This window comes from Ureibacillus sp. GCM10028918 (genome assembly GCF_042666115.1).
GTDB lineage: Bacteria > Bacillota > Bacilli > Bacillales_A > Planococcaceae > Ureibacillus.
Map to the genome: position 1 here is coordinate 61,400 of NZ_JBHTFK010000021.1, position 22,278 is coordinate 83,677.

The window sequence follows — 22,278 nt, forward strand, 5'->3', positions numbered from 1 at the left end:
TTCTCTTTTCAAGTATTAAATCGTTTTGTACGACAGCCATTTCGTTTATTTTACATAAATAAATGTATGTTTACTATACAGGCAAAAAGGCCGAAAATCATAACATCAAAAAGCTCCTCACAAGATTTCTCTTATGAGGAGCTTTGAAAGAAATTATTTTATAGAGTATTTACCAAATCCGTCAGTACCATCACCTAAATATTCAATATTGCTGCCTTCTGGGATTGAGTCAACTGCTTTTTTCGATGATTCGAAAACAACATTTGCAGTCTCCGGAAGGTTTGTAAACTTCCAGTTATTATCTGCAGATGGATCAATCGTTTCGTTCGCAATAATATAATCAATGATTGCTTGACGATTTTCATCTGGGTACACCTCTATATGCGATGCATTACGTACACCAGGGAAGGAACCATTCGCTCGATAGTTGTTTGTTGCAACGATAAACTCTTGATTTATATCAATTGGTTGTCCGTTATACTGTAAGTTCACGATTCGCTCAGCACTTTCGTTTACTACATTACCGCTTGTATCATATTTTGCTGGTTGTGTAACGTCGATTTCATAAGTAACACCATCAATTACATCGTAGTTATATGAACGGAAATCACCATTGATTAATTGTTGTTCTTCATTGCTAGCTGAATCGATTTGGTTGAATTGACCTGCTGACATTTCTAACCACTCTTTAACATCAGCTCCAGTTACTTTTAAGATTGCTAATGTATTATCGTATAAGTAAAGATCTGCTACGTTTTTAATTGCTAATTCACCTGTTGGTACATATGTGTAATAATCAGGGTCACTACGTGTACCTGCTTTAAATGGAGCACCTGCTGATAGAACTGGAAGGTTTTCGAATTCCGTTCCTTTAATTTTCTGTTGTACATATAAAGTTTGTGCATTTGTTACAATTTGGATAGATGGATCATCTAGTACTTGCGAGAAATAGCTATGAATATCTGCACTAGTTTTTCCTACCGGTTGACGTACGTATTCAATAGTCCCATCATGTGCTTCCTTCACTGCTGCTGCTAATTCTTGGTCAACATCTGAAGAATCTTTTGCAATTTCACGTACTTCACCAATACCAGTTACTACTTCCCACTCTTCGCCTTTTTCCTCAAGAGTTAAGTCAATAACGCCTAGATGGCTGCCGTATTTACCCGGCATCACTACAGGTACATCATTCATAGTACCTTTTTCAATATCCACGCCTGTTAAAGAGTCATCCACTTCACCAGGGAAAACGCCATGTGCATGTCCAGAAATAATGGCATCGACACCATCTACTTTAGATAGAAGATAAGTAACATCCTCTTCACCAACCGTATGATTCGTGTCTCCTAAACCAGAATGCGAAAGAACAACAATCACATCTGCACCTTCATTTTGCATTTCTGGAATTATTTTTTCAACTGCTTGTACTGAATCGTCCACAGTTACTTTCCCAAGTAAGTGAGACTTGTCCCAATTCAAAATTTGTGGCGGCACAATTCCTGTTACCCCGACCTTAATTGTTGTTTCATTACCTTTTGAATCCACCACTTCTTTTTCAACAATGACATATGGTTCATACATATAGCTACCGCTAGATGCATTACGAATATTTGCATTTACGAATGGGAAATCTGCATCATCATATACTTCATCTAAATAATCCAAACCATAGTTAAATTCATGGTTTCCAAGTGTTGAAGCGTCATAATTCAAGTATTCCATTGCTGTAATCGAAGGATGTTCTTCTCCTTCCTCCAATACATCGACAGCTTGTTTATAAGAACCTAGCGGCGTTCCTTGAATTGTGTCACCATTGTCAAATAAAAGTGAATTACTATTCTCTTCTCGTGCGTTTTTAATTAATGTTGCTACTTTCACTAGTCCTAAACTATTTGATTCAGTATCTTTGTAATAGTCATAATTCATAATATTTGTATGAATATCAGAAGTACCTAAAATTCGTAAAGATACCGTTGTTTTATATCTTTTCAAGAAACGTTCTAATAATAAGTCAAAGTGATTTTCAGCTAAAACATTTTTAAGCTTTAACGTTTTATCTGTATAACCAGTTAAAAAGCCGAGTGAAATGGCTTTCGCTAATTCATCAAAGTTTTCTTTATCTGCAGAATTAATATCTTTATATTGTTTTAAGATATCCTCTGAGTAAGTTTTGCTATCTTGAATTGCGTTTGTTAAACCAACAATCGCCTCTTCACGAGTGATATTTTCATTAGGTTTAAAATTTTTCCCTGTTTTTGCATCGATAAGTTTTAATTCAATCGCTTTTTCAACATAAGGTTTTAGTGAATCAGGTACATCACTAAATTTCACAGTTTTTCCTGAACCCAATTCAATTCCCATTGAATCAATAACCGCTTTTACATATTCTCCTCTTGTTACTTGGTCAACCTTTGCAGCATCTGCTACGTTAACATTTGCAAAACCTGAAACCGCAATTGACAATGCCAAAGCAGAGGCGGAAACTTTTTTCCACATTAAAACTCATCTCCCAATTAATAAAATTCTAAATCAATTGAATTTTATCAAAAAAGAAAATATAAATATAGCAACTTTTCTATTTTTTTGAAAATAGAATAAAAAATTAACAATACTAACATTAACTCCCAATATATTTAGATAAATTTAAAGGCTGACACAAAAAATGTTTTTTGTATCAGCCCTCAGTCACTTGTATTTATATTGAATTTATTGACCTGATCGTCCTTTTAATTGTGCTTCAGCCATTTGAACAAGGCGTTTTGTAATTTCACCACCAACCGAACCATTGGCACGTGATGCATCTTCTGGTCCAAGGTTTACTCCAAACTCTTGTGCAATTTCAAATTTCATTTGATCCATTGCAGCTTGAGCACCTGGAAAGAGCAATTTATTTGAACTTCTTTCAGAAGCCATTTCTCTCACCTCCTTGTGAGATTAGAATGGTCAAAGAGGTGTTTTTAATACGTTGTTAAACATTCCTTCATAGTATCAATTTCCCTTGTATTAATATTACAATTATTTTGCATCCTAAGTTCAAGTTATTGCATATGTAAATGTATAAAAACCTTTATAACAAAACTACATTAATTGTAGTATTGGCTAAAGATTCAAAAAAATCCAAAAAGGTATTGCATTTATTATTAGAAAAAGGTATAATTCACTTAATTTAATAATCACTTATTTCAAGAACTTTTGAAGTAAGGATAGAGGAGCAAAAACCATTAGTACACTGTAAGAGGATTATGAGATCCTAAGACGATTGTGGAAAGGGGAATTTGCCGAAGCTTTTGAGAAACTCATAATCTCTTGAGCTGGTTCTGTTGTTGAAAAAATGCAGAACTGTCATATAGATTTCTATATGGAGGGCTATCTTACGCAAGGAAATGAACTTTATTTCTTGGCAACAACGAACCCTCGTTGTTGCTTTTTTGCGTTTACTCATCACATCGCCCTTCTCCCTCTATTTTCTTAGAAAGCTAAAGGTGACTGCGCTTAGCAAAAACCTTAGTTGACGGCAAGGAGAAAAGAAGGTTAAACCTCTCTTTTCTGCTAAAAAAATAAAAGGATGTGGAGAAGTAATGAATTTTGGAAAAATTTTAACTGCTATGGTGACACCATTTGATGCCACTGGTGAGATTGATTGGAATGCTACTGAAAACTTAATTAATTATTTAATCGCAAACGGTTCTGACGGATTAGTTGTTTCAGGTACAACTGGAGAATCCCCTACTTTGAGTGATCAAGAAAAACTTGATTTATTTAGATTTACCGTAAGAGTAGTAGATGGCCGTGTTCCTGTAATTGCAGGCACTGGTTCTTATAACACAAGAGATTCAATTATTTTAACAAGACAAGCAGAAAATGCAGGTGTAGACGGCATCATGCTTGTAACGCCTTATTACAATAAACCTTCTCAAGAAGGAATGTATCAGCATTTTAAAGCAATTGCGGAATGTACAGCTTTACCGATCGTTCTCTATAATATTCCTGGTAGAAGTGTTGTAAATTTATCTGTTGAGACCGTGATTCGCCTCTCAGCGATACGCAATATTGTTGCCATTAAAGAAGCTAGTGGCAATCTGGATGCAATGGCTGAAATAATTGAAAAAACACCTGAAGGGTTTTCTTTGTACAGCGGAGATGACGGTTTAACTTTACCAATTTTATCGATTGGCGGAACAGGCGTTATTTCTGTTGCAGCTCACATTATCGGGAACGAAATGCAACAAATGATTCATAAATTCCAGAATGGCGACTTAGCTGGTGCTGCAAAGGATCATCGCACACTGTTACCAGTTATGAAAGCTTTATTTGCAACACCAAACCCTACATCAGTAAAGGCTGCTCTCAATGGGAACGGAATTCCTGTTGGCGGTGTCCGTCTACCAATGATTCCATTAAACAACGAAGAATTGGCTTCATTACGAGCGGTGTTAAATACGTTCGAAGAAGTAAATAGCTAATATAAAGAATTTGAACAGGATCATCCGTGGTCCTGTTTTTCTGTTTGAGGATGATTTCTTTGCATAGAAAAAAATGAGATACTATGTAAGTTTTTTGTGATGGATTTTATCATAACTTGGACTAAAGTGTAATTTTATTAAATTTGCGTCCATTCTCTATATGAAGACCATTTTTCTGACTCATTCAGCTGAAAGTGGCTTTCATTCTGCTTATGAAGACCATTTCTCTGATCCATCTAAAAAACCAGTTGGAAAAATGATACGATTTTTCCAACTGGCTATAAAATCAGGACTGCTTATCCTTTAATATAATTCATTGATTATCTTTCCTCTAAGTCTTTTTTAAATAACTCTCCCAGCTTTTTTATTCCTTCTTCAATTTTTTCAGAAGTGCTCGAAGAGAAGTTTAAACGCAGATGTTTGATCCCATCGTCCGGGTTTTTACAGAAGTGGATTCCTGGAACAAACGCTACTTTATATTCTGTCGTTGCTCTTTCAAATAGAGCAAGCATATCCGGTTCTCCTGGTAGTTCAACCCAAATGAATAGCCCTCCTTCAGGTTTTGTAAACTTCGTTCCTTCTGGGAAGTACTTTTCAATACTTGTAACCATTGTTTGTAATTTATCAGCATACATCACATTTATTTTTTCCAAATGGTTTGGCAAGAGTCCTTGTTGCAGGAATTCTGCACAAATTGCCTGTGTTAAATTGGTAGTATGGGTATCAGCACCTTGTTTTGCGACCGTTAACTTTTCAATAATTTCAGCCTCAGCTAATACTGTACCGACACGTAATCCAGGAGAAATGATTTTGGCAAAACTATTTAATAGTACAACATGGCCTGTTTTATCAAATGTCTTAATCGAAGGCAATACCTCTCCAGAATATCTTAGATCACAATATGGATCGTCTTCTAAAACTATCACATTGTACTTTGATGCCAATTCTGCAACTTTTTGACGACGATCTAATGGCAAAGTCCGTCCAGTAGGATTTTGGAAAGTCGGAATGGTGTAAATCATTTTTGGATTGTGTTCTTTTATCTTCGCTTCTAAATCTTCCATAATTAGCCCATGCTCATCCATTGCTACAGGAACTGATTTTACAAAATACTTGTTGAATGTAGAGAACACTCCTAAAAATGTTGGAGACTCTACTAATACCACGTCTCCCGGCTCAAGAAAGGCATCAGCCAATAAGTGAATTCCTTGGGATGCTCCGGTTGTCACAATTACGTTTTCAATTGAACCCTGGATCCCTTTTGGATGGGCTATGTGCTCTAAGTAAGCTTCTTTTAAAGGTTTCCATCCTTCCGTGATTCCATATTGCAGGATTTGTTGACCATTTTCTGTCAACAGCTTATCTGTAATCTCTTTTATTTCAGCAATAGGGAACGATTCATTTGCAGGACTCCCCCCGCCAAATGAAATCATTTCTGGATCTGCCATTGCTTTAAAAATTTCGCGAACAGCACTTGAGGATACTTCTCCCATTCGATTTGCGAACTTGTACATATTAGATCTCCTTCCAATCTATCTTTACTTTTTGACACAATTATACTCTTTTAAAAAACAGCCTTACCCTTCATTTAATATCAACTTAATGTTTAGGGTCTCTTTTGTGAAGAGTCCTTCCTTTTTGTTCAACTTCCTTGAATTTGCCTCTTCACTTAAACTTTTTTAACCTCTTCGAATCTTCAAGACACCATTTACCACATAATTTGGTCTCTGGTCATTCATAACTGCTTGAACATTCGACCATATATTTTCATGCGCTCTGAAAAACGTACTAGATGTAATTCCACCGATATGAGGTGAAAATAATACTTTGTCTGCTGCCTCCTCTGGAAGATTAACTAAAGGGTTGTCCTTTGTGGTAGGTTCTGGATAAACCGTATCAAAGCCAGCACCTTGAATTTCACCGTCGATTAATGCTTGTCTCATAGCTTCATTATCTACTATCTCTCCACGAGCTGTATTAACTACATAAGCTGTCTTCTTCATATTTTTTAGAAATTCTTCATTTATCATTCCTGTTGTTTCTTCGGTTACCGGCACATGGATGCTTATAATATCGCAAGTAGCCGCCAGTTGATTTAATTCCAAATATGTAACATGGTACTTGTCTTCTATTTCCTTTGCTAGACGCGTTCTACTATGGTAGTACATTTCACAATCGAATGGATAGAGTCGTTTAGCCGTTGCTTTTGCGATATCTCCAAACCCGATTAACCCAATTTTGCAATCTGCCAGTTCAGTAATCCCTTCAATCATTGCCTTTTCTTTTGTTATTAACTGATTGCCTTCACGCACACTCTGGTCACCGGTTGCGACTTTCCTTAATAGCCCAAGCATAAGTAGAATCGTTTGTTCGGCAACTGCACCAGCATTGACACCTTTATTGTTGCAAACATAAATTCCGCGCTCTTTTGCAGTATGAATATCAATCGCGTTATATCCTACCCCTTCAGAATGGATAAGCTGTAAGTTTGGTAAATTCTCAATTAAGTTTTTACTCACTGGTGCAATTGCATCAACTAACAATACTTGAGCCGGTTTTCCAAGCTCAATTAATTCTTCCTCACTTGTACCAAGTGGACAAAACGTTATATCGGCTTCCTTTATAATGTCTACGTCAGGCATATATTTTTTATATCGATCTTCATTTCCTATAACCAATACTTTCATAGTTTCCCCCATCCTAAATACGAATTCTAATTTTGAGAATTTTCTTATTGTTCATATTATAACTTTCTAATTATATTTTGTAGAGGGCTAATCAATTTTTAATGTGATTCTCAGTATTTTCTAATGTTTATGTTTTACTATAAACCAGGTAGAAATAATAATTAAACCATACACATAAGGAGATATAGATATGTTAAAAAAGTTTCTGATTACAGGAAGTACACTATTGTTATTAACAGCATGTAACAATGCAGAGGAATCAACAAACAATACTGTCTCTTCACAACAATCAAAAGAAGTCACTGAAGCTGCAGGCAATGCCGAACAGATAACTGTTGAACCATCAGCTAATATTGCAGAGGTTGCTGTTTCCCTTCAAGATGCAGTAGCTATTTTCCAAAAAAACCATCCAGAGGCAAAAATCCTTTCGGTTGATTTAGATACAAGTTTTGGGAAGTATGAATATGATGTAACAGGACAGGATGCATCTGCTGAATATGAAATGACGATTGATGCTACAACAAAAGAAGTTTTAAATGAAGAGAGCGAAAAAGAGACTGACCTTGAAATCACGCTTGACCTTTCAGTTATTATAGAACCCTCTGCTGCAATTGAATCCGCTTCATCCGTACCTGAAGCAAAGGAACTGATACCCGAAAGTTGGTCTTTAGATGCAGAAAATGGAGTTCAAATCTATACAGTAAATTTTGAAGAGGGTCGATCTGAGGTAGAAGTTGAGGTAAATGCCGAGACAGGTGAAATTCTTGACGTAGAAATTGATGAGTAGTTTCTAATTATATATGGCTCGGTTCTATCAATTGTAGAACCGGGCCATTATTCTTCTTTTATAAATCTTACTTCATCGTGCCCGCATTTTTTACAAACCATTACATGAGGACAAATTTGATCTTTGGCTGTATTTGGGTAACCATCCCCCATCTTGACTGTTTCTTCATCATTATAATGACCATATGGATCTAGATAATCTGACACCTTACCCGAATCTTCTAATCGAGTATTACATGTGGGGCAATCGATTTCTAGTACTTTAAGTGAGTTACATAAAGGACACACTGCCAACGTCATCACTCCTTCATCGTTAGTACCATTGTAAGGAAAGTTCATCGAAACTAAACGTTTCTTTATGAAAAATACATTCTAAAAGTTTATATGGGTATTCTAAATACAACTAATAGTTGGAGGGATTTAAAAATGAAAAAAGAAGAAAAATTAAATGAAGAAGCTGCATTAAATAATAATTTAGATTCTGCTACTTTAAGAATGAATAGTGAGATTGCAAAAGATCACGTAGAACCAAAAGCAGCGCAGTCATCATCCGATAAAAAACACGAACCTAAACAACTATAATAAAATCTTCCTAAGCAACATGCCACGTCGTAATGTTGCTTTTCATATGTTTACTTGGGCATTTCATTCCTATACCTACTTTTTACCATTTTATATCTATGCTATATTTTAGAGGTAAAATAAACTAAAAGGGGTGTTGTTTTTGCATACATATAACATTGCAGTTATAGCAGGCGATGGTATAGGAAAAGAAGTTGTTCCAGCAGCAATAGAAGTGTTGGATGAAGTTGCAAAGCTTGATGGGAGTTTTAAATTTAAATGGACATACTTTCCATGGGGCTGTGATTACTACCTGGAGCACGGCGAAATGATGCCTGAAGACGGGCTTGAAACGTTAAAACAATTCGACCAAATCTTTTTAGGTGCCGTTGGGATGCCAGAACTTGTTCCGGATCACATCTCACTGTGGGGATTATTAATTAAAATTCGTCGCGGCTTAAAACAATCTATCAACGTTCGACCAGCGAAGTTGTTAGCAGGACTTGAATCGCCTTTAAAAAATCCAGAAAATTTTGACATTACGGTCGTACGTGAAAATTCAGAAGGCGAGTACTCCGATAGCGGCGGCCGTATGCATAGCGGAGCAGATGAAATCGCTATTCAAAATGCAGTTTTCACACGCAAAGCAACAGAACGTGCAATGCGTTACGCATTTGAACTGGCCAAAAACTCCCGTCAGCATGTAACAAGTGCAACGAAATCAAACGGACTTACTTACTCGATGCCATTTTGGGATGAAGTGTTTAATGAAGTAAAAGAAGATTATCCTGACATTGCTACATCGATCAATCACATTGATGCCCTAGCCGCATTTTTAGTGATGAAGCCGCAAGCATTTGATGTAATTGTAGCTTCTAATTTATTTGGGGATATCCTAACAGATTTAGGGGGAGCAATTATGGGAAGTATCGGTATTGCTCCTGCTGCCAACTTAAATATCGAACGGGAATACCCTTCCATGTTCGAACCAGTACATGGCTCGGCACCGGACATTGCAGGAAAAGGAATCGCTAATCCAATTGGTCAAATCTGGACAGGTAAAATGATGCTTGATTTCTTAGGGCACACAGACACTGGTTCTCGTGTGTTAAATGCGATTGAAAAGACATTAGCTTCCGGTGTGAAAACTGGTGATTTAGGTGGTACTTCAACCCTTAATGAAGTAAAAGAATCAATTATTCACTATCTATAAAAACACCATATAAAAACCCAAAAAATATACCGATTTTTGGGTTTTTATATGCTGTAATACATACTTTATATTCTTTTAATAAATTAATTAAGCAATTGTTACATCAGCAACTAATAACAATCTCCCCTTAACACGCTCAATCACATCTTGCTCGATACCATTACTTACTAAATATTGTTCTACCGATCCATAGTTGTTTAAGATATGATCTAATGCACTTTGGATATATTCGCTTCTTGAAAACATGAACTCTTTTGGGATATCTTTATATTTAGCATCATTATTTTGAACTGCTAATTCTTGTATAGATTCCAAATTCGTATAAGTAACTTCATAATTTGAAAGAATATCCTTTTTTTCTACTCCCGCTAGACCCAATAGCAGCATAGCTAAGATACCAGTACGATCTTTACCTGCCGCGCAATGGAAAATTATGCAGCCTTCCTCAGCTTGTGCTATACAATCAAAAATTCTTTTCACAGCATCGTTTTTTTCCAATAACTGTACATAAAAATCACCCATAAAGATCTTTTCATAAGAAAAATTCATATTAGTTACCTGCCCAGCTATGAATGGAATGTTATGATACTCACAAAAATTTTCATTTGCTAGTAGGTTTTTATGTGTTTGAAGCTCATCTTCACCACGTAAGTCAATCACCGTTTTTACACCATAATCTTTTAAAAAGAGTATATCTTCCTGAGTTAACTTACTCATATCATTAGATCTTAAAAAAGCGTGCCAATTCGTTTGCTCTCCATATCGTGAATTGTATCCCCCTAATTCACGGCAATTTTCAGCACCTTTTAGAGGTAATCGCACCCAGTTTAATTTTGCATTTTTCATTTAAATTACTTCCTTTTGTGACAAATTCGATTGTTAAAAACCTAACTCTCACCGAATTTAATCTTATTTTTTAGTCTTGTCATAGAAAACTCTAAAACTAACATCATTAAACAAATCATAATGATTATTGTAGTTGCTTGTGCATAGTTATAAGCACCAATCGCTTTTGTAAGTAATAGCCCGATGCCACCAACACCAATAATCCCTAGTCCGATTGATTCGGCTACACCAGCTTCAAATTGCACTGTAATCCAAGCGAAGAAATATGTAATGCAAAGTGGCAGGAGCCCATGGAAAATAATTTTGAACCAAGAAGCTCCGGTTGACCGCATTGCTTCAATAATGTCGGTGCCTGCCTCTTCAATACTTCCTGTAAATGTTTTCGTTAGATAAGCGACTGCATGAAGTAAAATGGCAATAAATCCTGATGTATACCCAAACCCCAGACTTGCAATAACCATCAGACCCCACACAAGTGATGGTACTGAACGAATGATGGCAAAAAAACCTTTAATAAAAGCTGCTAAGTAGCGATTAGGTGTAATGTTGGATGCTGCCAAAAAACTTAGCATCAAAGATATGAATACCGCAACCACTAAAGTAAAGAAAGCCAGAGATAAGCTAGTTACCATAGCTAGAAGTCCCGCTGGAATAACAGACACATCAATGGCCATCATTCGCCCAATTACCGCTGGAGCATTATCTAACCGCTCAAAAAACTTTACAAAATCTAAGTCAATCAGTTTTACTGCACTCAAAAATACGGTTATTAAGATTAAAACAACCGAAATTGTCTTAACAACACTGCCTTTTGAAGTAACTCGAATGCTTTCCATTGATTATTCAGTCCCTTATTGTAAAATCAATATCGCCATAACTTGCTGTTAACCGGTGAAAAGTTTCGGCGCAAAACTCTTCTACCTACTGAATAAATTTATGCAATTCGTTTTCGAATTGAATTCGTTACAAATTCTGTTATTAAAATAATAGATACAACTACTGCAATAATGGTTAAAGCTTCACCATATTTAAATAGGTTAATATTTGTGTCAATAAGAACACCCACTCCACCTGCTCCTACCAACCCAAGTACAACGGATGCACGAACATTGATTTCAAAGGCAAATAATGTCCAGTTAATCCATGCAGGTACAAATTGAGGAATAATTCCATGGAATAATATTTGGAAATAAGAAGCTCCATTTGCTCTTAAAGCCTCTAGTTTGTCACCAGAAATTTCATCAATCGATTCTGCATAACTCTTACCCAGAAAACCAATTGTAACCAATATTAGTGCTAAGACTCCGACAATTCCACCGATTCCGAAAATATAAACTAACAATGCACCCCAAATAATAAACGGGATATTTCGTAATATGGAGACAAACCCTCTGACAATCCAGCGTAGAATTTTAAATTTATTTGTATGTTCAGAGATTAGTATTCCTAGGATAAAAGCCAATACTGTAGAAATATAAGTTGCAATAACAGCAAAGCCAAGCGTATCAATCACGGATGGAATATATGCTCCTAGATTCTCTGCATTAGCTGGTAAGAATTTCTGAAAAAAGAACATAATAAATTGGGGTAATCCCATAACCATATCTACAAAGGAAATTTTAAGGTGAAAAAAGGAAAATAATAGACCAGCCAAAATAGCTAACACAACTCCGATGGCACTATATGACTTTTCTTGTTTCAAAGGGATACTCACTAAAGTCTGCTTATTCATATCCTTGCCCCACTGTCACCAATTCCTTACTTCCTTCCTCGGCAAAAATGGATGAAGCTCCCTTTTCACTTTGAAGGGTCATCTGTGATTCTTTCCCTTCATAAATATCTCGTACAATTTCGTCTGTCAGTTCAGATGGCATACCATCGAAAACAACCATCCCTTTTTTAATACCAACAATTCGTGTAGCATATTTTTTAGCAAAGTCCACCTGATGTAAATTTACAATACAAGTTAAATTTCTTTCTGCTGAAATATCATGAAGTTGCTGCATAACAATATTTGCAGATAGCGGATCCAATGAGGCAATTGGTTCGTCAGCAAGTAAAAGCTTCGGTCTTTGAAGAATCGCTCTACAAATCCCCACTCGCTGCATTTGACCACCCGAAAGAGCATCTGCACGTTTATAGATTTGATCTTCAAGGCCCACCTTCTTCAGTAGCTCCACCGCTTCTCGTTTATCTTCCTCACGGTAAAGCCCTAAAATACTTTTGTATAATGGTGTATTACTTAATTGGCCATGAAGAACATTTTTAATTACATTTGTTCTACCGACTAGATTATAATGCTGGAAAATCATCCCAATTTTAGAGCGTTCTTTTCTTAACTTACGCCCATTTACTTTTTCCAGATGTTGGTTATCAAATAGAATTTCACCTTCAGTCGGATCAACCAGACGGTTTATACATCGGATAAAGGTTGATTTGCCTGCTCCAGATGGACCAATGACAACAATAAATTCACCTGAATAAAAATCTAAAGAAATTCCATTTAAAGCACGTGTCTCTTTTCCATATACTTTTACCAAGTTCTTAATAGATAATAATGGTTTCATTATTCTTGCACTTCCTCTAAAGCATTAATAGTACCTAACATTTCTATTGCTGGATCATAAAAATCTGGTTCCGTCGCAACAAAACGGGCTTTTGGGTCTTCATGAAGCGCTTCAAAGTATGATTCGTCAGCAAATGATACAAAGGCATCTCTAATAGCTTCTTTGAAATCTTCTGGTAAATCGCCGCGAACTATATAAGAAGCATCCGGAATTTTTTCTGTTTTACCGATAACTTTTACATCCTCTTTCTTGATTTGCCCTGCTTCAGCCATCATATCTATTACAGAACCAGCTACTGCTGCAGCATCATAGTCTCCCATTACTACTCCCATTAAACTGTTTGGATGAGAACCTGAGAAAGCAACGTTCTCAAAGAAATATCCTGATTGCTCAACCAATTCTGAATCTAAGTCGAATTCTTGTACTAGTGTTGCCTTAGGATATAAGAAACCTGAAGAAGAGGCTGCATCAACAAATGCAAAATTTTCTCCTTTTAAGTCTGCTAAGCTATTAATTTCATCATTATCACCTTGAGTAATGAAAGCTGTATAATATTCAGGGCCATCTGGTATAGTTGGAGTCACAAGTAATTCTGCACCAGCTAACTTGTTTGCTTGATAATAACTCATTGGACTGCCAAGCATAATATCTAAATTCCCACTTGCCATTGCTTCGATCCCCACTGCATAACTAGCACCATCATACTCAATAACTTCCACACCTAGTTCCTCAGTAAGGTGTTCTCTTAAAGCGGTATGCATAGTAGTTGCTTCTGTTGGATTATTTTCATTAGGCATTTGAACTAAAGTAAGTTGTTCTGGCCAGTTTTCTTTACCTGTTGTTTCTGCAGAAGTTGAAGATATTGAACTTTCGTCACTGCCACATGCTGCTAACGTTGTTAATAAACCTACCGTCACTAAAAGCTTTGAGAATTTTTTCATGTTCCTAATAGTCTCCTTTTATTCACAATTTTTTTCAATACCATCAAAAGCAAGTTTTTTAGTGTTTAAAAATAATTCAATAAACTCCCTAAATTACTTTGCCTCCTTAAGGGTTAGGGGTTTCTTACCTAACATTCAACTTGTATACAACTCTCTTACACAAATGAATATACAGAAAAATTGTTAAGGAACTATATTCCGAATGTAAATATTCAGATAACGGATATTTCTATGAATACCCTTACTTTTAAAATACTGTAAAAAATATTAATATTATTAAATACAGCTTATATACAACTTGCTTTATAATATACGATGAATAAATAACACCTTCTATTAATATGAAAAAACATGTACTTTAGAAAGGAGGTGTACTAGATGTCATCTCTAGCAGTAAAAGCATACGAAGAAATACGAAGGAAAATCATTTATGCAGAATTTTTACCTGGGGAAATTCTATCAGAAAATAACTTATCAAAAGAATTAGATATGAGTAGAACACCAATTAGGGATGCCCTTCTGCGTTTAGACTCGGAAGGTTTTATCAAAACTTTAAAAAATCGAGGTGTTCTCGTAAAAGAGCTCTCTTATAAAGAAATTTTGGATATATTAGCATTAAATAATTGTATGAATCTATATGCAGTCGATTTGGTATCGAAGGGTGTAACCTCTTTTGATATAGAAAAACTTCAACTTCATTTAGATTTACAACTGAAAGCTACTGAAAATGATGATTATTTAGGATATACCCTTCAATCTATTTTATTTGGACGGACACTAATTGAAAGTTCACAAAACGAGATTATGTTAAAAACTTATGATTCATTAAGGGATAAGACCCTGCAATTTGCCATGGTCGGGTGGAAACTAAAACCGAAGGCGAAGCATTATTCCGCGAATGACTTTAACACAAGAATTCTTCAAGCCATCATTTCAAAAGAATATAATAAAATCTATCAATTAACAGAAGAATATACATCCTATAACCATGGGAGATTTATTCATTATGGAGTCACATAAAATACTTTCCGCAAGTTGCATAGTAAAGGGGCGTCTTTAAATGGACACCCCTTTTGTTTACATGTATAAAATTTTTTATTTACATAATTGTAACCAAGGCACATCGCTAAAGGATTTGGCGATATAACAAGTTTTTCAATAGATCATAATCCTATTTAGCATTTTCATCTGCTTGGTGGATGCCGATGATATTTCCTTCAGTATCAATATAATATCCTTGCCACGCCATTCCAGGTAATGCGTATTTTGGTAATGCAACTGTCCCACCGTTATCAAGAATTTTCCTTTCTGCTGCATCATAATTATCGACACCCAAGGTACAAACAAAACCATTCACACTTTGGTTTGGCACTGGAGAAGCACCTTGGCGTTTTATTAAAGCCCCATTGATTCCTAGTTGACCTTCCTCTCCAGTTACTGCACCAAAGTAAGGCATTCCTGCATAGTCACTCCAATCTTCAAATGACCAGTCAAATACTTCTCCATAAAATTTCTTCGCTCGTTCCATATCTTCTACATGAATTTCAAAATGAACTACTCTACCCATTGTTACCTCCAGAGTTTATTTTTTCATTATTAATTGTTCATTTAAATATTCTTCTTTATTGCCTTTGATACCTCTCTCTTATGGACTGAATTACAATTTTTTATACTATTTTTCAAACTCAATATAAGCAAGAAAACTTCTCCTATAACACCTAATTTCCCATTATATTGAATAGATTTATCTTATTTTTCCCTTTACATGAATAAGCTGTATTAGCCGACTAAGAAGAGAAAGGTAGGAAAAATGGTAAAAGAGCATGTATCTAGTATTACCTTTCAGAATTTAAGTCATAAAAACATGTCATTTGAAAGGGTTTTTCATAATATTGAACAGTTTATGGAGAAAGATCCCACCGGTAACTTTAAGTTAATGTTCGGGACTGATTCACAAGTATTTAGTCGAGAAACAAGGTTTATTACCGGCATTGTCATCCAACAGGAAAGAAAAGGCGTTTGGGCATGCTTTAGAAAAGTGATTATTCCAAGAAAAATGACCAACCTCTATGAACGTATCTCCTATGAAACGACTTTAACTGAGGAAGTTGTCTCCTTATTCACTAACGAGAAAAAAGATTGTTTAATCGACATTGTACTTCCCAATATCTATAAAGGTGCGAGTTTAATAATTGAAGGGCATATTGATATCGGTTCAGGAAAAAGAAATAAAACAAGCATCTTTGTGAAAGAAATGATTTCTCGCATGAACACCCTTGGCTTAAAAGCAAAAATAAAACCTGAATCTTTTGTCGCCAGCAGTTATGCAAATCGCTTTACAAAATAGACAGCGATTCAATTGATTCACCTTTGTCGAAATACACGCTTCAATTTTTATAAAAATGAACCTAATAGTTACAAAGTTTTCATTCTATTGTGATAATATTGAATATGAAAGAATTATATTGGGGGAATAAAGTATGTTACCAAATTTTGAAGAAAACTTACAAAAATACGCAAAGCTTTTAGTTGCAAAAGGTATCAATGTTCAACCTGGTGATTGGGTGAAAATGACCATTACTGTCGATCAAGCCCCTCTTGCGCGCTTGGTAACCAAAGAGGCTTATGCGTTGGGTGCTGAAAATGTCATTATCAAATGGTCTGATGATGAAATTACAAAACAGCACTATCTTCACCAACCAACAAAAGTATTAACAGACATTCCTCAATATGAAATTGATGAATCAGAAGATCATGTATTAAATCATCGTGTAAGCAGACTTTCGATTGTATCAAGTGATCCAGGTTTATTAAATGAAGCAGACCCTGCAAAAGTAGCTGCTTACCAAAATATAGCCGGTAAGGCGTTCCATGCTCAACGCAAAGCAACTCAAAATGATGATTTGAAATGGACTGTAGCTGCTGCTGCTGGAGCAGGTTGGGCAGCGAAGGTATTCCCAGATCTGGGAACTGAAGAAGAACAAGTGGATGCTTTATGGAATCAAATCTTCACAACATGCCGAGTGTATGAAGAAGATCCTGTTGCCGCTTGGGATGAGCATAAGAAGACATTAAACGAAAAGGCAGCGAAGTTAAATGATATCCAGTTTGACGCACTTCACTACACTGCTCCTGGTACTGATTTAACATTGGGTCTACCTAAAAACCACATTTGGGCATGTGCAGAAAGTTATAATCCAAATGGCGATGAATTTATTGCCAACATGCCAACAGAAGAAGTATTTACCGCTCCTGATACACGTCGTATGGATGGTGTCGTTCGAAGCACAAAACCACTTAGCTATGCGGGTACGTTAATTGAAGGAATTGAGGTTCATTTCAAAGACGGGAAAATTGTTGAAATCTCTGCCGAAAAAGGCGATGAAGCAATTAAAAAATTAGTCTTTGATAATGAAGGAGGTACTGGTTTAGGTGAAATCGCACTAGTTCCAGATCCATCTCCTATCTCGCAATCTGGTATAACATTCTTTAATACTTTATATGATGAAAATGCATCCAATCACTTAGCAATCGGTTCAGCTTACCCTACGACGATTCAAGGTGGTACAACTATGAGCCCCGAGGAATTACGTGCAAACGGTATGAATACTTCTACAGTACACGTTGATTTCATGATTGGCTCAGCCAATATGAATATTGACGGGATTAAAGCAGATGGCACAATTGTTCCGATTTTCCGTAATGGGGACTGGGCATTCTAAAATACCTTTAGAAGAGTGTTTCAAAATAGCGTAGAATGATTTATTCATTTTGCGCTTTATTTTTTAAATTTGTAGAGGATTGTCGTTATATTTCCCGAGAAATGTTTTTTCTTGCGAAATAAATCGAAAATTCATGTTCATTATCGAACTATCTTTCAAAGTAAACTCTTAAACATATTGAAAGAATAATAAAAAATATCTTTACATGAGCATGCAAATTATTACATTGCCCTTCCCTGAAAATTAATTAAAACGAATGATATCGTTCAGATGTAAATAAATGTTCGTATTTAGTCACTATACATTAATGATTAAACCTAAATTCTTAATATTCATTCGGTATTTATGCGTTTTGAAATAATTTCATGTTTCCTAATTTGCATTTCTATGTTACACTTTGTTTTATCAATGTCCACACGGATAATACAGTTGTACACTCTACTAACATAATATTTATAACACTCGGAGGGACGTCATGAAAAACATCGTACATAAGTGGAGTCAAATTAGCTTAGTTAAAAGGATTCTAGTAGGAATTATCGTAGGTATTTTATTTGCTGTTGCAATACCGGAAGCTACAAGCTGGGTTTCCATTTTCGGTTCTTTATTTGTAGGGGCATTAAAAGCGGTAGCGCCAATTTTAGTTTTAGTTTTAGTTATGCATGCTATCTCAAGCCACCAGAGTGGTAAAAAAACAAATATGAAGTTCATTTTAGTTCTTTATGCAATTGGAACAGTTTTAGCTGGAGTTGTAGGGGTTGTTACGAGTTTCATATTCCCAGTAACTTTAACTTTGACAACTGGCGCTGTAGAAGTAGCTCCCCCTGAAGGAATTCTGCAAGTACTTCAAACTTTACTTACCAGCATTGTGGACAACCCTGTTAATGCTATTATAAATGCAAATTATTTAGGGATTTTAGCTTGGGCGATCTTACTAGGTTTTGCATTAAAAAAAGCAGCAGACAGCACTAAAACAATGATTGCCAATTTTTCTGATGCTGTTACAAACATCGTAAAATGGGTAATTGAATTAGCTCCATTCGGTATTATGGGTCTTGTCTTTGATGCAATTCATACAAATGGTCTAGAATCACTGGTTGAATATGGACAGCTTTTAGTTTTACTTCTCGGCTGTATGTTCTTTGTTGCTTTAGTAATAAATCCTTTGATTACATTTTTCTTTACTCGTCAAAATCCATATCCATTAGTATTGAGAACATTAAGAGAAAGTGGATTAACAGCCTTCTTCACACGAAGTTCAGCAGCCAACATTCCTGTGAACTTGACTTTATGTGAAAAATTAGGCTTAGATGAAGATACTTATTCTGTTTCCATTCCATTAGGAGCAACAATTAATATGGCGGGTGCTGCTGTGACAATCTCAGTCTTAACACTCGCTACTGCTCATACTCTTGGGATTGAAGTTGATATATGGACTGCCATTATATTAGTAGTTTTATCAGCAGTTTCAGCAGCTGGTGCTTCAGGTGTTGCAGGTGGTTCACTATTACTAATCCCATTAGCTTGCAGCTTATTCGGTATTTCAAATGATATCGCTATGCAGGTTGTAGGTGTAGGTTTCATCATCGGTGTTTTACAAGACTCATGTGAAACTGCCCTGAACTCCTCTTCAGACGTGTTATTTACAGCAACTGCCGACATAGCCAAAAAACGTTCAGAAGGTTAAAAAATTCAAAGAAAAGGAGCCGTTTCACCTACGTGAAGCAGCTCCTTTTTTACTGTTGTTCTGGTTGTCGGTATCGCATCGTTAGTCCCTTTATAAAATTGCGCGTAAAATTATCTCCACACTCTTTATAATTGCGGTGATCAGCTTTTCTTAAAATTGCCCCAATTTCTCCTTTGGAGACATTTAATCCCGCATCATAAAAAATATCGATCATGTCCTCAGTCGTTAAACTTAAAGCAATTTTCACCCTCTTAATGAATAAGTTATTTGCTGCATCTCTTTTGCCCGCTGGCTCTAGAGCTTTTGTTTGACCCGGTTTTTGCTCCTGTTTACCACGCTTAAATGTGATAAAACCGTTTAAAAATGACTCCAATGTTTCATAATCACAAAGCATAAAATTAGGATTACTTAAGTCAATTTCTCCATCTTCATCAAATTGTGGCTTTGTCAGGATTTTGAGCACTTCTTCTTTTGACAATTCCATGCCGCCCAATTTGAAGATATCGATCATATCTGTATTTTTAATATCTAGTGCATAACGTAACCGAATTAATAAATCATTATTTGTCATGTTGTTTCTCCTTTATACTCTACCTGTTAAACTCATGTATTCCTTAATTTATCACATCAGCCATTTTCCATCCATTAAATACTATTAATCAAACCGAATTTCCCTCAATCCGCAATGAAAACTTTAAATAATGTCTCTCTCATTCAACCACAAATGTTCTCGCTTTCTTTCACAATTAAAGAAAGTATTTCAAATTCAGCTTTCCCACTATACTACCGTCGGAATTTTGCTATAATATAAAATATTTAATAACATATGGAGGTCTTTTCATGAGACTTAATGAAAAAGAATTGGAAATTGTAGAAATTCTAGAAAAGGATGCTCGCACCGCAACTGGGGATATCGCCAAAATGGTTGGCCTAAGTTTGGAAGAAACCGAGCAATCCATCAAAAAGCTCGAGGAAAATAAAGTCATTGTTCGATATATTTCTATTGTCGATTGGACAAAAGTTGAAGAACACCCAGGAGTCCGTGCGATGATCGATGTTAAGGTGACACCAAAACGCGGGGTTGGCTTTGATGAGATTGCAGAGAGAATTTATCGTTTTGATGAAGTAAATTCAGTTTACTTAATGTCTGGTACGTATGACTTATCGATTATTGTGGAAGGAAAATCGATGAACGAAGTAGCAAACTTTGTCTCTCAAAAACTTTCTACTCTTGATTCTGTCATTTCTACGACTACACACTTTATATTGAAAAAATATAAGCATGATGGAATCATTTTTGAACCAGATAACAAAGATAAAAGAATTGTGGTGTCACCGTAATGGAATCAACAAAACGTACGTATGTATCGAAATTGGTACATGATTTAAAACCTTCAGGAATTCGTCGCTTTTTCGATTTAGCAGCAGGTATGGAAGGCGTAATCTCTCTAGGAGTTGGCGAACCTGATTTTGTAACACCTTGGCATATCAGGGAAGCTGCCATTTCTTCCCTTGAGCAAGGTTATACTTCTTATACTCCGAATGCAGGGTTATTGGAGTTACGCGAAGAAATCGCATATTATATGAAAACTCAATTTAATGTCTCATATTCACCAGCTGACCAAATCATTGTAACTGTTGGTGCAAGTTCAGCCATTGATATTGCCTTAAGAACAATTTTGGACCCAAGTGATGAAGTCATCGTTGTAGAACCATGCTTCGTTTCCTACGTGCCAATGGTTGAATTGGCAGGAGGAGTGGCTGTCCAAGTTCAAGCATTAAAAGAAAATGATTTCAAAATACTACCTGATCAAATTGAAGCAGCTATCACAGAAAAAACAAAAGCAATTATGATCTGTTCACCGAATAATCCTACAGGTACGATGTTAAGTAAAAGCGAATTAGAAGGTCTAGCTGACTTAGCTAATAAGTATGATTTATTAGTAATTGCCGATGAAATATATGCTGAGCTTGCTTATGATGAAGAGTATACAAGTATGGCAGCGATTGAAGGAATGTTTGACAGAACTATTTTAGTGTCCGGTTTCTCAAAAGGGTTTGCCATGACAGGCTGGCGTCTAGGGTTTGTTTGTGCACCTGTCGAGATTTCAAATGCGATGCTGAAGGTTCACCAGTACGGATTAATGTGTGCTTCCACAATGAGTCAGTACGCTGCTATTGAAGCTCTAAAAAATGGACGTTCTGATGTAGAAGAAATGGTCAAAAGCTATCGTCGACGCAGAAATTATATCGTGCACTCTTTCAACGAGATTGGATTAGAATGTCATGAGCCAGGAGGAGCATTTTATGCCTTCCCTTCTATTCAATCCACTGGGTTGTCTTCACAGGAATTTGCTGAGAAGCTATTATTGCAAGAAGGCGTAGCCGTGGTTCCTGGTGATGTGTTTGGAGAAAGCGGCGAAGGCCATATCCGTTGCTCATACGCATCCTCACTAGAGCAACTGCAAGAAGCCATTAAACGCATCAAGCGATTTATTGATTCACTTTAGACTAAAATAAAGTGTCCTTAAACAATAGATATTTCTTATAAAATTCTTATGTAGTGTTTATTAGGTGGGCGGACTAAGCACCATGCAGCTAGAGCAAACTTGTAGTTGTCTCAACGAATAGTCTTTGCGCTTTTGTGAAGTGCGCCCAAAAAGATACACTTCTGAAGGTGCTGTAAATATTACGCAGTATACATAGCAGGCAATGGCCTTATATTGGACAACTTTCTTTATTTCGAACTCGCATTCTTTTGTTCCAGATATCAACAAAGTTTAACTAAAAAAAAACGAATTCCCC

22 protein-coding genes and 1 riboswitch are annotated in these 22,278 nt (G+C 36.0%); of the genes, 10 read left to right on the forward strand and 12 right to left on the reverse strand.

The genetic code is table 11. The features are described 5' to 3' along the window. Positions 1-153 precede the first annotated feature (153 nt). Positions 154-2,496: a bifunctional 2',3'-cyclic-nucleotide 2'-phosphodiesterase/3'-nucleotidase gene (locus ACFQU5_RS15460; protein WP_390289642.1), complete on the reverse strand. Its 2,343-nt coding sequence runs from the start codon at positions 2,494-2,496 to the stop codon at positions 154-156. Positions 2,497-2,706: 210 nt separating this feature from the next. Next, on the reverse strand, positions 2,707-2,913 hold the full coding sequence (locus ACFQU5_RS15465) for an alpha/beta-type small acid-soluble spore protein (protein WP_282990758.1): 207 nt from the start codon (positions 2,911-2,913) through the stop codon (positions 2,707-2,709). Positions 2,914-3,196: 283 nt separating this feature from the next. Continuing rightward, positions 3,197-3,377, forward strand: a riboswitch (Lysine riboswitch). A 201-nt stretch (positions 3,378-3,578) separates the two neighbouring features. Between ACFQU5_RS15465 and dapA the strand changes: the two genes are divergently transcribed. Beyond that, complete coding sequence (dapA, locus tag ACFQU5_RS15470) at positions 3,579-4,463, forward strand: 4-hydroxy-tetrahydrodipicolinate synthase (RefSeq protein ID WP_390289647.1); 885 nt, start codon at positions 3,579-3,581, stop codon at positions 4,461-4,463. 320 nt (positions 4,464-4,783) lie between these two features. On the opposite strand, the gene ACFQU5_RS15475 is transcribed toward dapA, so the two are convergent. Both ACFQU5_RS15475 and ACFQU5_RS15480 read right to left on the reverse strand, forming a co-directional pair. Further along, positions 4,784-5,977, reverse strand: a complete 1,194-nt coding sequence (locus ACFQU5_RS15475) for an aminotransferase-like domain-containing protein (protein WP_390289650.1) — start codon at positions 5,975-5,977, stop codon at positions 4,784-4,786. Between the two features lie 165 nt (positions 5,978-6,142). Beyond that, positions 6,143-7,150, reverse strand: coding sequence for a 2-hydroxyacid dehydrogenase (locus tag ACFQU5_RS15480; RefSeq protein WP_390289653.1), 1,008 nt, complete (start codon positions 7,148-7,150; stop codon positions 6,143-6,145). A 190-nt stretch (positions 7,151-7,340) separates the two neighbouring features. On the opposite strand from ACFQU5_RS15480, the gene ACFQU5_RS15485 reads away from it, so the two are divergent. Then, positions 7,341-7,937: a PepSY domain-containing protein gene (locus ACFQU5_RS15485; protein WP_390289656.1), complete on the forward strand. Its 597-nt coding sequence runs from the start codon at positions 7,341-7,343 to the stop codon at positions 7,935-7,937. A gap of 47 nt (positions 7,938-7,984) precedes the next feature. On the opposite strand, the gene ACFQU5_RS15490 is transcribed toward ACFQU5_RS15485, so the two are convergent. Next, the gene (locus tag ACFQU5_RS15490) at positions 7,985-8,224 is read right to left on the reverse strand and encodes a hypothetical protein (RefSeq protein ID WP_390289754.1); all 240 of its coding nucleotides are present in this window, start codon (positions 8,222-8,224) and stop codon (positions 7,985-7,987) included. 138 nt (positions 8,225-8,362) lie between these two features. On the opposite strand from ACFQU5_RS15490, the gene ACFQU5_RS15495 reads away from it, so the two are divergent. Together ACFQU5_RS15495 and ACFQU5_RS15500 are read left to right on the forward strand one after the other, a co-directional pair. Continuing rightward, positions 8,363-8,518 (forward strand): hypothetical protein, encoded by a 156-nt coding sequence (locus ACFQU5_RS15495; protein WP_390289659.1) that lies wholly within the window; start codon positions 8,363-8,365, stop codon positions 8,516-8,518. A gap of 142 nt (positions 8,519-8,660) precedes the next feature. Continuing rightward, positions 8,661-9,710, forward strand: coding sequence for a tartrate dehydrogenase (locus ACFQU5_RS15500; RefSeq protein ID WP_390289662.1), 1,050 nt, complete (start codon positions 8,661-8,663; stop codon positions 9,708-9,710). An 87-nt stretch (positions 9,711-9,797) separates the two neighbouring features. Here ACFQU5_RS15500 and ACFQU5_RS15505 read toward each other — a convergent pair whose 3' ends face one another. The 5 genes from ACFQU5_RS15505 to ACFQU5_RS15525 form a co-directional block, all read right to left on the reverse strand. Next, a complete protein-coding gene (locus ACFQU5_RS15505; protein ID WP_390289665.1) occupies positions 9,798-10,556 on the reverse strand; it encodes a tyrosine-protein phosphatase in 759 nt (252 codons plus the stop codon). 41 nt (positions 10,557-10,597) lie between these two features. Beyond that, entirely contained in the window at positions 10,598-11,392 is a 795-nt protein-coding gene (locus tag ACFQU5_RS15510; RefSeq protein WP_390289668.1) for a PhnE/PtxC family ABC transporter permease, read from the reverse strand. 98 nt (positions 11,393-11,490) lie between these two features. Next, positions 11,491-12,288, reverse strand: coding sequence for a phosphonate ABC transporter, permease protein PhnE (phnE, locus tag ACFQU5_RS15515; RefSeq protein ID WP_390289671.1), 798 nt, complete (start codon positions 12,286-12,288; stop codon positions 11,491-11,493). Continuing rightward, on the reverse strand, positions 12,281-13,123 hold the full coding sequence (gene phnC / locus ACFQU5_RS15520; protein WP_390289674.1) for a phosphonate ABC transporter ATP-binding protein: 843 nt from the start codon (positions 13,121-13,123) through the stop codon (positions 12,281-12,283). The genes phnE and phnC overlap by 8 nt, the downstream gene beginning before the upstream one ends. After that, positions 13,123-14,064, reverse strand: coding sequence for a phosphate/phosphite/phosphonate ABC transporter substrate-binding protein (locus ACFQU5_RS15525; protein WP_390289677.1), 942 nt, complete (start codon positions 14,062-14,064; stop codon positions 13,123-13,125). The genes phnC and ACFQU5_RS15525 overlap by 1 nt, the downstream gene beginning before the upstream one ends. Positions 14,065-14,442: 378 nt before the next feature. Between ACFQU5_RS15525 and ACFQU5_RS15530 the strand changes: the two genes are divergently transcribed. After that, positions 14,443-15,084, forward strand: a complete 642-nt coding sequence (locus tag ACFQU5_RS15530) for a GntR family transcriptional regulator (RefSeq protein ID WP_390289679.1) — start codon at positions 14,443-14,445, stop codon at positions 15,082-15,084. Between the two features lie 151 nt (positions 15,085-15,235). On the opposite strand, the gene ACFQU5_RS15535 is transcribed toward ACFQU5_RS15530, so the two are convergent. Further along, a complete protein-coding gene (locus ACFQU5_RS15535; RefSeq protein WP_390289682.1) occupies positions 15,236-15,631 on the reverse strand; it encodes a VOC family protein in 396 nt (131 codons plus the stop codon). 243 nt (positions 15,632-15,874) lie between these two features. Here ACFQU5_RS15535 and ACFQU5_RS15540 point away from each other — a divergent pair, with 243 nt between their 5' ends. From ACFQU5_RS15540 to sstT, 3 genes are all read left to right on the forward strand, one after another. Further along, complete coding sequence (locus ACFQU5_RS15540) at positions 15,875-16,411, forward strand: ribonuclease H-like YkuK family protein (protein WP_390289685.1); 537 nt, start codon at positions 15,875-15,877, stop codon at positions 16,409-16,411. A gap of 133 nt (positions 16,412-16,544) precedes the next feature. Continuing rightward, entirely contained in the window at positions 16,545-17,786 is a 1,242-nt protein-coding gene (locus ACFQU5_RS15545; RefSeq protein ID WP_390289687.1) for an aminopeptidase, read from the forward strand. Positions 17,787-18,261: 475 nt separating this feature from the next. Then, positions 18,262-19,473: a serine/threonine transporter SstT gene (sstT, locus tag ACFQU5_RS15550; protein WP_390289690.1), complete on the forward strand. Its 1,212-nt coding sequence runs from the start codon at positions 18,262-18,264 to the stop codon at positions 19,471-19,473. Between the two features lie 49 nt (positions 19,474-19,522). Here the strand turns inward: sstT and ACFQU5_RS15555 are convergent, their stop codons facing one another. Next, the gene (locus ACFQU5_RS15555) at positions 19,523-20,044 is read right to left on the reverse strand and encodes a YehS family protein (protein ID WP_390289693.1); all 522 of its coding nucleotides are present in this window, start codon (positions 20,042-20,044) and stop codon (positions 19,523-19,525) included. Positions 20,045-20,313: 269 nt separating this feature from the next. On the opposite strand from ACFQU5_RS15555, the gene ACFQU5_RS15560 reads away from it, so the two are divergent. Together ACFQU5_RS15560 and ACFQU5_RS15565 are read left to right on the forward strand one after the other, a co-directional pair. Beyond that, entirely contained in the window at positions 20,314-20,814 is a 501-nt protein-coding gene (locus tag ACFQU5_RS15560; RefSeq protein ID WP_390289696.1) for an Lrp/AsnC family transcriptional regulator, read from the forward strand. Further along, entirely contained in the window at positions 20,814-21,983 is a 1,170-nt protein-coding gene (locus ACFQU5_RS15565) for an aminotransferase (protein ID WP_390289699.1), read from the forward strand. Before ACFQU5_RS15560 ends, ACFQU5_RS15565 begins: the two co-directional genes overlap by 1 nt. The last annotated feature ends 295 nt before the right edge of the window (positions 21,984-22,278 follow it).

Coding starts and splice junctions, on each gene's coding strand:
- ACFQU5_RS15460 (WP_390289642.1), bottom strand. CDS start 2,496: ATGTGGAAAAAAGTTTCCGCCTCTGCTTTGGCATTGTCAATTGCGGTT.
- ACFQU5_RS15465 (WP_282990758.1), bottom strand. CDS start 2,913: ATGGCTTCTGAAAGAAGTTCAAATAAATTGCTCTTTCCAGGTGCTCAA.
- dapA (WP_390289647.1), top strand. CDS start 3,579: ATGAATTTTGGAAAAATTTTAACTGCTATGGTGACACCATTTGATGCC.
- ACFQU5_RS15475 (WP_390289650.1), bottom strand. CDS start 5,977: ATGTACAAGTTCGCAAATCGAATGGGAGAAGTATCCTCAAGTGCTGTT.
- ACFQU5_RS15480 (WP_390289653.1), bottom strand. CDS start 7,150: ATGAAAGTATTGGTTATAGGAAATGAAGATCGATATAAAAAATATATG.
- ACFQU5_RS15485 (WP_390289656.1), top strand. CDS start 7,341: ATGTTAAAAAAGTTTCTGATTACAGGAAGTACACTATTGTTATTAACA.
- ACFQU5_RS15495 (WP_390289659.1), top strand. CDS start 8,363: ATGAAAAAAGAAGAAAAATTAAATGAAGAAGCTGCATTAAATAATAAT.
- ACFQU5_RS15505 (WP_390289665.1), bottom strand. CDS start 10,556: ATGAAAAATGCAAAATTAAACTGGGTGCGATTACCTCTAAAAGGTGCT.
- ACFQU5_RS15510 (WP_390289668.1), bottom strand. CDS start 11,392: ATGGAAAGCATTCGAGTTACTTCAAAAGGCAGTGTTGTTAAGACAATT.
- phnE (WP_390289671.1), bottom strand. CDS start 12,288: ATGAATAAGCAGACTTTAGTGAGTATCCCTTTGAAACAAGAAAAGTCA.
- phnC (WP_390289674.1), bottom strand. CDS start 13,123: ATGAAACCATTATTATCTATTAAGAACTTGGTAAAAGTATATGGAAAA.
- ACFQU5_RS15525 (WP_390289677.1), bottom strand. CDS start 14,064: ATGAAAAAATTCTCAAAGCTTTTAGTGACGGTAGGTTTATTAACAACG.
- ACFQU5_RS15530 (WP_390289679.1), top strand. CDS start 14,443: ATGTCATCTCTAGCAGTAAAAGCATACGAAGAAATACGAAGGAAAATC.
- ACFQU5_RS15535 (WP_390289682.1), bottom strand. CDS start 15,631: ATGGGTAGAGTAGTTCATTTTGAAATTCATGTAGAAGATATGGAACGA.
- ACFQU5_RS15540 (WP_390289685.1), top strand. CDS start 15,875: ATGGTAAAAGAGCATGTATCTAGTATTACCTTTCAGAATTTAAGTCAT.
- ACFQU5_RS15545 (WP_390289687.1), top strand. CDS start 16,545: ATGTTACCAAATTTTGAAGAAAACTTACAAAAATACGCAAAGCTTTTA.
- sstT (WP_390289690.1), top strand. CDS start 18,262: ATGAAAAACATCGTACATAAGTGGAGTCAAATTAGCTTAGTTAAAAGG.
- ACFQU5_RS15555 (WP_390289693.1), bottom strand. CDS start 20,044: ATGACAAATAATGATTTATTAATTCGGTTACGTTATGCACTAGATATT.
- ACFQU5_RS15560 (WP_390289696.1), top strand. CDS start 20,314: ATGAGACTTAATGAAAAAGAATTGGAAATTGTAGAAATTCTAGAAAAG.
- ACFQU5_RS15565 (WP_390289699.1), top strand. CDS start 20,814: ATGGAATCAACAAAACGTACGTATGTATCGAAATTGGTACATGATTTA.